This window comes from Streptomyces sp. WELS2 (assembly GCF_013870595.1).
Classification (GTDB): domain Bacteria; phylum Actinomycetota; class Actinomycetes; order Streptomycetales; family Streptomycetaceae; genus Streptomyces.
Genome location: NZ_JACBWZ010001406.1, coordinates 1 through 316, shown reverse-complemented (window position 1 = coordinate 316; position 316 = coordinate 1). Strand labels below are relative to the sequence as shown.

1 protein-coding gene is annotated in these 316 nt (G+C 69.3%); it reads right to left on the bottom strand.

All coding sequences use genetic code 11. The annotated features are described in order from the left end of the window. Positions 1 to 316: ketoacyl-synthetase C-terminal extension domain-containing protein (locus H5J33_RS36635; protein WP_309485589.1), on the bottom strand; the 316-nt coding region annotated here is incomplete at both ends.

Genomic DNA, 316 nt, shown 5'->3' with positions numbered 1-316 from the left:
CGGCACCACACCGGGTGCGGGAGACTCGGAGTCGTCGGGCGTGATCGCCGGTGGCTGTTCGATCACGACGTGGGCGTTGGTCCCGCCCACGCCGAACGCGGACACACCGGCCCGGCGCGGTCGGTCGAGGGCGGGCCACTCCCGTTCCTCGGTCAGCAACTCCACGGCACCTGCGGACCAGTCCACATGCGACGACGGCTCGTCCACGTGCAGGGTCTTCGGCAGAACGCCGTGCCGCAACGCCATCACCATCTTGATGACGCCACCCACACCGGCAGCCGCCTGCGTATGACCGACGTTCGACTTCAACGAGCCC